The sequence below is a fragment of the Streptomyces sp. URMC 126 genome (assembly GCF_051386555.1).
Lineage (GTDB): Bacteria > Actinomycetota > Actinomycetes > Streptomycetales > Streptomycetaceae > Streptomyces.
This window is the reverse complement of record NZ_JBPQTX010001014.1, coordinates 1-260: the sequence shown is the minus strand read 5'-3', so window position 1 is coordinate 260 and position 260 is coordinate 1. Positions and strand designations below refer to the sequence as shown.

Genomic DNA, 260 nt, shown 5'->3' with positions numbered 1-260 from the left:
ATTCACATGTTCATCGGGCTGACCCTGATCGATCTGCTGCGCGATCGGTACTCCGCCAAGATCCTGCTGCCCGCCATCACCGCGCTCATGCTCGCGATGGCCTGGTGCATTCACCGCTTCATCGAGCGGCCCGTGAGCAGAATGCTGAAGAACGCCATGAACAAGAGCGTGGTGGAATTGCGGCGCAATACCGAGCCGCGGAAGTCGAGGCTCTCCTTCCTGGGCGGTTCCGGCGATGCCGGAGGCCGGACGCCGTACCC

The 260-nt window shown here is 63.1% G+C and carries 1 pseudogene; it reads left to right on the top strand.

What is annotated here, in order from left to right:
• Positions 1-260 (top strand): annotated as a pseudogene (locus ACSNOK_RS34900) (acyltransferase family protein); the annotation flags it as partial.